This window comes from Mycobacterium sp., from assembly GCF_008709575.1.
Classification (GTDB): domain Bacteria; phylum Actinomycetota; class Actinomycetes; order Mycobacteriales; family Mycobacteriaceae; genus Mycobacterium.
This window is the reverse complement of sequence record NZ_VYIK01000093.1, coordinates 1-8,363: the sequence shown is the minus strand read 5'-3', so window position 1 is coordinate 8,363 and position 8,363 is coordinate 1. Positions and strand designations below refer to the sequence as shown.

The 8,363-nt window shown below is 68.3% G+C and carries 8 protein-coding genes and 1 pseudogene; 4 read left to right on the top strand and 5 right to left on the bottom strand.

All coding sequences use genetic code 11. The features are described from left to right. Both F6Q13_RS16220 and F6Q13_RS16215 read right to left on the bottom strand, forming a co-directional pair. On the bottom strand, positions 1–472 hold a 472-nt coding region (locus F6Q13_RS16220; RefSeq protein WP_367141328.1), incomplete at its 3' end, for a PGRS repeat-containing protein. A 128-nt stretch (positions 473–600) separates the two neighbouring features. Beyond that, positions 601–1,284: a VTT domain-containing protein gene (locus tag F6Q13_RS16215; RefSeq protein ID WP_293058703.1), complete on the bottom strand. Its 684-nt coding sequence runs from the start codon at positions 1,282–1,284 to the stop codon at positions 601–603. 120 nt (positions 1,285–1,404) lie between these two features. Here F6Q13_RS16215 and fbaA point away from each other — a divergent pair, with 120 nt between their 5' ends. Further along, entirely contained in the window at positions 1,405–2,445 is a 1,041-nt protein-coding gene (fbaA, locus tag F6Q13_RS16210) for a class II fructose-bisphosphate aldolase (RefSeq protein ID WP_293058700.1), read from the top strand. 1 nt (position 2,446) lies between these two features. Here fbaA and F6Q13_RS16205 read toward each other — a convergent pair whose 3' ends face one another. Next, positions 2,447–3,271: a hypothetical protein gene (locus F6Q13_RS16205; RefSeq protein ID WP_293058697.1), complete on the bottom strand. Its 825-nt coding sequence runs from the start codon at positions 3,269–3,271 to the stop codon at positions 2,447–2,449. Between the two features lie 124 nt (positions 3,272–3,395). Here F6Q13_RS16205 and F6Q13_RS16200 point away from each other — a divergent pair, with 124 nt between their 5' ends. After that, positions 3,396–3,812, top strand: coding sequence for a DUF3151 domain-containing protein (locus F6Q13_RS16200; RefSeq protein ID WP_293058695.1), 417 nt, complete (start codon positions 3,396–3,398; stop codon positions 3,810–3,812). Between the two features lie 22 nt (positions 3,813–3,834). On the opposite strand, the gene F6Q13_RS16195 is transcribed toward F6Q13_RS16200, so the two are convergent. Continuing rightward, positions 3,835–4,599, bottom strand: coding sequence for a site-2 protease family protein (locus F6Q13_RS16195; RefSeq protein ID WP_293058706.1), 765 nt, complete (start codon positions 4,597–4,599; stop codon positions 3,835–3,837). A gap of 155 nt (positions 4,600–4,754) precedes the next feature. On the opposite strand from F6Q13_RS16195, the gene F6Q13_RS16190 reads away from it, so the two are divergent. Next, positions 4,755–6,305 (top strand): alkaline phosphatase family protein, encoded by a 1,551-nt coding sequence (locus F6Q13_RS16190; RefSeq protein WP_293058693.1) that lies wholly within the window; start codon positions 4,755–4,757, stop codon positions 6,303–6,305. Positions 6,306–6,320: 15 nt separating this feature from the next. On the opposite strand, the gene F6Q13_RS16185 is transcribed toward F6Q13_RS16190, so the two are convergent. Next, positions 6,321–6,929, bottom strand: a complete 609-nt coding sequence (locus F6Q13_RS16185) for a peptidase M50 (protein ID WP_293058690.1) — start codon at positions 6,927–6,929, stop codon at positions 6,321–6,323. Between the two features lie 106 nt (positions 6,930–7,035). On the opposite strand from F6Q13_RS16185, the pseudogene F6Q13_RS16180 reads away from it, so the two are divergent. Further along, positions 7,036–8,363, top strand: a pseudogene (locus F6Q13_RS16180) (hypothetical protein); the annotation flags it as partial.

The window sequence follows — 8,363 nt, the reverse complement described above, 5'->3', positions numbered from 1 at the left end:
CCCCGCCGCTGGCCCCGGCCCCGCCGGCCCCGCCGTCACCCAACAACCCCGCCGCCCCGCCGGCCCCGCCCTGACCGGCCGCATCGGTGGCCCCATTCCCGCCGTCACCGAACAACAACCCACCCGCCGCGCCGTTGGCCGCCGCCAAACTCGCGTCGGGCACCCCGTTGGCGCCGTTGCCGATCAGCAAGCCCGGCCCACCCACCTCATGCCAGGCCGCGTTGATCACCGGATCCAGACTCTGACCGATCCCGCCGGTGATCCACCCCTCGGCGAGCGCATTGACCGCCGCGTCGAGCCCAGCGACCAGCTCGGCCGACGCCGCCGTGGTCGCCGCACCCACCTCGCCGACCCCGGCAACCGCGCTGCTCAGCGAGTCAATCACCGGGTCAAGGATCACATCCACCACATCGGCGCCCGCCACCGGCGCCGCACCGCCCAGCAGGGCCAGCACCGCCACCACCACCGGCATGACACCCCACCACCTGCTTGGTGACCGTGCCGCCATCGGGTCCCGCCTCGACTACATCAACCTGAGCAAAGACTAATAAAACAGTTAACGTAGTTCGCGGGTGGCTGACTTGGCAATCCTCCCGGCGCTTAGTCCGGCACCGGCACCTGGTCGGGGCATTGCGTGGCGATGCGCCGGCGGTGCCGGTACATCCGCCCGGCCGAAATCAACACCGGCAACAGCGACACGAACAGGATGGCCAGGATGATCTTTTCCAGGTTCTGGTGCACGAAGGCATTGGTGCCCAGGAAGTAGCCCAGCAGCGTCGACCCCGCACCCCAGGCGATACCGCCGACGATGTCGAACCCGAGGAACACCGGATAGCGCATGTAGGACACCCCGGCGAGCACCGGGACGAACGTCCGCACTATCGGGGCGAAACGAGCCAGGATGATCGCCTTGGACCCGTACTTGTCGAAGAATGCGTGCGACTCGGTCACGTAGTGCTTCTTGAAGAAGCGGGAGTCTTCCTTTTTGAACAAGGCCGGACCGATCCGGCGTCCAATGAAATAGCCGGTCTGATCGCCGATCACCGCGACGAGCGCCACGCAGGTGGCCAGCACCTCGATGCTTACCGGCGGATGTTCACCGGCGGCCAGCAGGCCGCCGGTGAACAGCAGCGACTCCCCGGGCAGCAGCGGGAACAGCAGCCCGGTCTCGGCGAACACGATCAGCAGGATGCCGGGCAGCACCGCGTGCCGGAACACACCGTGGGCCCCGACCCAGTACATCGGGTCGAGCAGGTCGGTCAGCGCGACCAGGCTGGTAGTCATCGCTGTTTAAGATACCGGCGTCGTCAGCCGTTGCCGGTCAGGCAGGGCCCGGGCGGGATGTTCGACAGCACCGTCTTGTTGCGATACTGAGGCTTCAGGGTCGCTCGGGAAGGAAGTTTCATGCCCATCGCAACGCCGGAGCTCTACGCCGAAATGCTGCAGCGTGCCAAACAGGACGGCTATGCCTTCCCGGCCATCAACTGCACGTCCTCGGAGACCATCAACGCCACGATCAAGGGGTTCGCCGACGCCGGCAGCGACGGCATCATCCAGTTCTCCACCGGTGGCGCCGAATTCGCCTCGGGGCTGGGGATCAAAAAGATGGTGACCGGCGCGGTGGCGCTGGCCGAGTTCGCCCACACCATTGCCGCCGAATACCCGATCGCCGTCGCGCTGCACACCGACCACTGCCCCAAGGACAAGCTGGACAGCTACGTCAAGCCGTTGCTGGCGTTGTCGGCCGAGCGGGTTTCGGCCGGCCGGCAACCGCTTTTCGGATCGCACATGTGGGACGGTTCGGCAGTGCCGATCGACGAGAACCTTGACATCGCCCGCCAGCTGCTCAAGGAGGCGGCGGCCGCCAAGGTCATCCTGGAGATCGAGATCGGCGTCGTCGGCGGCGAAGAGGACGGGGTGGCCAACGAGATCAACGAGAAGCTCTACTCCACCCCGGAGGACTTCGAGAAGACCGTCGACGTGCTGGGCATCGGTGAGCACGGCAAATACCTGCTGGCCGCCACCTTCGGCAATGTCCATGGCGTCTACAAGCCGGGCAACGTCAAACTGCGCCCGGAGGTGCTGGCCCAGGGCCAGCAGGTAGCGGCGGCCAAATTGGGCCTGCCGGAGGGTTCCAAGCCGTTCGACTTCGTCTTCCACGGCGGCTCGGGGTCGGCGAAGTCGGAGATCGAGGAGGCGCTGCGCTACGGCGTGGTGAAGATGAACGTCGACACCGACACCCAGTACGCGTTCACCCGCCCGATCGCCGACCACATGTTCACCCACTACGACGGCGTGCTCAAGATCGACGGCGAGGTCGGCAGCAAGAAGGCCTACGACCCGCGCAGCTACCTGAAGAAGGCCGAGGCCTCGATGACCGAGCGGGTCATCGAGGCCTGTAACGACCTGCACTGCGCCGGGAAGTCGCTGACCGCCGGGCGCTGAGTCAACCGGTGGACTGGCAGATCTTCCACTGGTGGTCGCGGTACTGCAGGTCGAAGCTGCGGGTGGAACGGACCTGCGGCGCGTAGGCCATGAACGCGGTGACGTTGGCCTCGGCGTGGCCGTCATTGACGACGACCTGGTCGATGCTGGCGACCACCGGATACTGCTTGGCCGCCGAGACCCGCCGATAGGTTTCGGCCCAGGCCTGTTCGTCGTAGTTGACATAGCCGTCGCGGATGTTGCCGCAGGTCATGCTGCGCAGCGCGGCCAGGTCGCCTTTTTGCACCGCGATGTCGAAGCTCTGGATAGCGGCGCGGACCTCGTCCTGTTGCGAAGCGACCCTTCTCTTGTTCCCGTGCGTCAACAGCACCGTGCCCAGTACAGCGATGGCCGCCACTGCCAGGATGATCAGGATCAGCGCAAGCACCCAGCCCCAGCTGCGTTGGTTCGACGATCGCAGCCGCTCACCGAATCGAGGCGGGATCATTTGCGGCACTGCATTTCTCGAAGACATCCTGCTGGAATCGGACGGCTCCTGAGACGTCCGCAAGACCTCAGTGGCCGGCTCCGCCGCGGCGTCGATGACCGTTGTCTCCGCGGCGTCGAAACCCGGCGCGGTGAAGCGCCGCTCGCCCGGATTCAGCCGGGGTGTGCCGTCCTCGGGAGAACTGTCCTGGGAGGGCTCGGCCATCACCTCGGTCGCCGGCTCGCCCTCCCCCGGCGCCGACTGCCGGACTGGGCTGGCCTCGTCGCCGGGATCGACATCGGGAGCAGCATCGAATCCGGCCGCACTGTCGTCGCGGTCGGGCTCTGACGGGTTAGGCATAGATGCTGCTGTCCTTCGGCTGTCGAATCGCTAGTTCGGAGCTTAGCGACCCGATCGCGGTCGCGGGGCAACGCCGGGAGTGCGCGGCACAATGAACCCTATGACGAACCCCGCGACGAACCCTATGACGCCCCGGAGTGATCTTTTGGGACCGGACCCGATCTTGCTGCCCGGCGACCGGGAAGCCGAGGCCGAACTGCGCTCCAACGAGAAACCGGCGATCGTCGCCGCCGCGCACCCGGCGGCATCAGTCGCCTGGGCGGCGCTGGCCGAAGACGCACTCGCCGACGACAAGGCCGTCACCGCCTACGCCTACGCCCGCACCGGTTACCACCGCGGCCTGGACCAGCTGCGCCGCCACGGCTGGAAGGGCTATGGCCCGGTACCGTATTCACACGAGCCCAACCGCGGCTTCCTGCGCTGTGTGGCCGCGCTGGCGCGGGCGGCCGACGCGATCGGCGAGATCACCGAATACCAGCGCTGCCTGGACCTGCTCGACGACTGCGACCCGGTGGCCCGCTCGGCACTCGGGTTCACCTGACGAGCCGGCCATGCCGCAACGGTCAGAACCAACTGCTCCAGAACCGAGTCAAGTACATGCCGATGTCCGCCAGCCGCGCGGGCACCTCGGATAGCTCGACGAACCGGCCCACGACGCCGAAGAACCACTGACTCAGCGCCGGCGAAATGAACAGCACAAGCACGAACAAGAAGCCGAACTGCTTGGCGGGCTCCAGCGCACGCTGAGTTTCCGCGCTCAGATGGGCTTCCAGCGCGCCGTAGCCGTCCAGGCCCGGGATCGGCAGCAAGTTCAGCAGCACCGCGGTGATTTGCAGGAAGCCCAAAAACGCCACACCCGCCCACAGCACCAGGTGTGCGGGGTCGTAGGCCCACCGGGTCAGCGCCAGCAACAGCACGGCCAGCGACAGGTTGACCGCCGGCCCGGCCAGGCTGACGATGGTCCGTCGAAGCGGTGTCATAAACGAGGTCTGCACGAAGACCGCGGCGCCGGGCAGGCCGATGCCGCCCAGCACGATGAACAACATCGGCAGCCCCAGCGACAGCCACGGGTTGGTGTATTCGCGCGGGTCCAACGACAGATACCGGCGTACGGCGATGTCGCGGTCACCGAATCGCCAAGCGGTGATCGCATGGCCGAATTCGTGCAGGCACAGTGACGCCAACCAGCCGGCAATCACCATGGTGAACACGGCGGCGTAAGCCAGCGGCGTGATGCTGGTTCCGGCCGACCAGGCCAGTCCGGCGCCGGCCAGCGCCAGGCTGACGATGGCCAGGAAGATCGGGCTCGGTCGCGCAGAGTGGTGCATGCCCCCGATGCTCACCGACGTGACGCTACCGGCTGCGAAGAAGGTCCGGCTGTTCGGCCGGCCGTCTCTGGCCGGACCAACACCGCGCGGGTGGTGCGACATCTGCACGGCGTGGCTGCTTGTTTGCGGTGTGAGCGTGGCTGACTATCTGCGTTATGAAAGGCCTGGGCAGTGCCGATAAACCCCGGTTGACCCGACGAAGATTCTTGGCTGCCGGTGCGGGCGCGATGGCCGCCGGTATCAGCGCGGGCCGAATAGCCGGCGCCGGCTCGGCATCGGCACGACCTATCGCACCGCGGAGCACTACTGAAGAAGAAGCGCTGGCTGTGTTGGGCAAGACCACGCTGCGCTCGCCGGGATCGCGTCCGTTCCCGGACCTGGCCCCGGGCACCCACACCGTGCCCCAGATCGAGCACGTCGTGCTGTTGATGATGGAAAACCACTCCTACGACAACATCTTGGGCATGCTGGGCCGCGCCCCGGGCCAAACGCCGCGCGGTGACGGCTATACGATCACCGACCACACCCCCACCCCGTTCAACCCTTACGGCACACCGACGTTCACCAATCCCTATGCCAACGGCGACATCCAGCTCGCGTATCACATGCCGACGACCTGTCAAAACGATGTGACGGTCACCCAGGAATGGCAGCAGGCGCACATCCAGTACGCCAACGGCACCAACCAGGGTTTCGTGATCTCACAAAGCGGCCCCAGCTCCATGGGCTATTGGACGGGCCAGGACCTGCCGTTCATCTACGCGCTGGCCAACACCTTCCCCATCGGCGATCGCTACTTCGCTTCGCTGCTGGGCCAGACCTTTCCCAACCGGCGCTACTTGATCGCCAGTACGTCGGCGGGAATGACCGACGACTTCGAGGATTCGCTCAACACCCTGCCGCAGTGGGGAACCCTGGTCATGCCGGCCCCACGCGGCACCATCTTCAACAACATGGCCCAGCACGGTTACACCTGGCGCGATTACGCGACGTCGTATCCGCTCGGTGCCACCGCCTTGCTCTACCCGGTCCAGGACCTGAAAGCGGAAGAGCGGATGACAAAAATCGGGCAGTTCTTCACCGACGCCGCCGCGGGCACACTGCCCAACCTCTCGATGATCGACGAGAACTTCAGCACTCAATCGCAGGAGAACCCGCAGAATATCGTCATCGGTGAGACGTTTCTGCGCACCGTGGTGCAGGCGGTCGGCGCGTCACCGAAGTGGGACAAGACGGTGCTGATCATCCAATGGGACGAGTGGGGGGGCTGGGCGGACCACGTGCCGCCGCCCGTCGCGCTGGCCCCTGATTCGATCCCTCCGGTAGTCGAAGTGGGCGAGTCGCAATACGACGGCTTCCACCGGTACGGCTTCCGGGTCCCGATGATCATGGTCTCGCCGTATGCCAAGCAGAACTACGTCAGCCACCTCGTCTACGACCACAGTTCGGTGTGCGCATTCATCGAGCGCATTTGGAACCTGCCGGCGCTGACATACCGCGACGCCAACGCCAACGACCTGATGGACTTCATCGACCAGGACGCCATGAAGAGCGGCAAGCCCACGTTTGGCCCCGCAACGGTCGCCGATCTTCCGCCTTCCGGTGAAAACGCGGCCAGCCTGGCCTGCTCGTCCCAAAAGCCGGTGCCGCTGCCACCCGCAGGCTCGGTGGTGTCCGCCAAGGCCGCCGCAGCGGCACCGCGTTAGTTGCCGGGGTTGGTCTCAGTGCACCAGCAGCCAGCCTTGAACGTGGCGATAGAACACCGACCGCCGCACTGGGTGCGGGGCGGCTACACCGTCGCGAAGCACTACCGCACCTGTGCTGCCCAGCTGGGCCGCCCGCCCCGGCACCCAACGGCCGGGCCGTCCGGTCGCGGACACGACGGCGGCGCGCAGGCCGGGCAGCGTCCGCGTCGGCTCGATCCGCACACCGGCCACGTCGCCGTCGAACAGCACGGTGTCGTCGACCACCGCCTCGCCGTGCAGCACCCGGGTATTGCCGGGCGGTACCCACCGGGCGGAGCCGACGATCGCCTGACCGGTCTCATCGCGGATGAGGGGCACCCGCCGTGCGGCGCCGCACCGGGCGCGTCGCGCCGCCCACCGATTCGGCGCGTAGCCCACCTCGACGTCGAGCCGCTCGGTGCGCAACATCCGGGTCAGCACCGCCGCGAGGTTCACCGCATCGCCGACCACCACCACCCGACGGCACGCCCCGACGACAGCGTCGATCTCGGCCGGCCCCTCTGCACCCCGCACGGCGAGACCGGTCAGCGAACGCGGGACGCGCCGGCCGCCGAATACCAGCACTGCGACGTCGACGGTGTTCACAACGCTCCTCGCACAACGATGGGGACCGGTTCAGGCGCCGGCCCGACCACCATAAGACTGCTACGTTCGTGTCGCCGGACATGACCGGGCGGCACCGGGAGAGAACATGAACCGCGCCGGGAAACGACTCCAATCCCGCAACGCCCATGCGCGTCGCCGCAATCGGTTAGTCGGTGCCGGCACAGCTTCGGTGGCGCTTCTGACGTTGGGCACGACGGCGCTGACCACCGCGTCTCCTGCGCGCGCTGACCTGTGGGATTGGGTACTGGACCTGCTCGACCCGGGCAGTTGGTTGCCCGGCCCGGATCCCGGCCACGCCCTCCCGCTGGATGTGAACTGGTCGGCTGCCGCCGATCCGGCCGATACCACCGCGATCATCGACCAGTACCTTTACCAGCCGATTCACAACGGTCTTGAGAGCTGGATCGACAGTGACCTGGGGAAGCTGGTCGACGGCTTCGTCAACGACCTGGCCGGGCGGTATCTCATCGGTAACGGCGCGCCCGGGGCAGCCGGTACCGCCGAGGACCCCACCGGCGGCGCCGGCGGCGCGGGCGGCTTGTGGTTCGGCGATGGCGGCACCGGAGGTGCCGGTTACGGTGACGGCGCCGGTGGCGCCGGCGGGGACGCCGGCTGGTTCGGCGATGGCGGCACCGGTGGCACCGGCGGCAACGACGGGGGCGCCGGCGGCAACGGCGGCAACGGCGGGTCGTTCATGGGTAACGGGGGCGCCGGCGGGGACGGCGGGGATGGAGCCGTCGGGGCCGCCGGCGGGGACGGCGGAGACGGTGGTCTGGCGGTGGACTCGCTGTTCGGCAACGGCGGCGCCGGCGGGGCGGGTGGCCCCGGCGGGGTCGGCGCGGTTGGTGAGCCGGGAGCGGCCGGCGGTACCGGCGGAGACGGTGGCGCCGGCGGCGCCGGCGGATTCAGCTCGGCACGGTTCGGCGATGGCGGCGTGGGTGGCGACGGCGGGGCCGGCGGGGCCGGTGGCGCCGGCGGGGTCGGTGCCACCGGTGTAGCGGGTGCACAAGGCGGGGCTGGCGGTAACGGCGGTGACGGCGGCCAGGGTGGCACTGGCGGTGTCGGCGGCGCCGGCGGTGAATCCTTGAACGGCGCCGCGGGGGCCGACGGCGTCGGCGGCCCCGGCGGGGTCGGCGGTGCCGGCGGGGCGGGTGGCGCCGGCGGCGCCAGCACGTCACTGACCGGTGACGGCGGGGTCGGCGGCAACGGCGGGGTCGGCGGTGCGGGCGGCCAGGGTGGTGCCGGTGTCGACGGCGCCGCCGGTTTGACCGGCCTGCTCAACGGGAACGGAGGTAACGCCGGCAGCGGCGGCCAGGGCGGCACGGGTGGCGCCGGCGGCGCGACCATGGACGGCACTGGCGGCGTCGGCGGTGTCGGCGGTGTCGGCGGCCCGGGCGGTGCCGGCGGTAACGG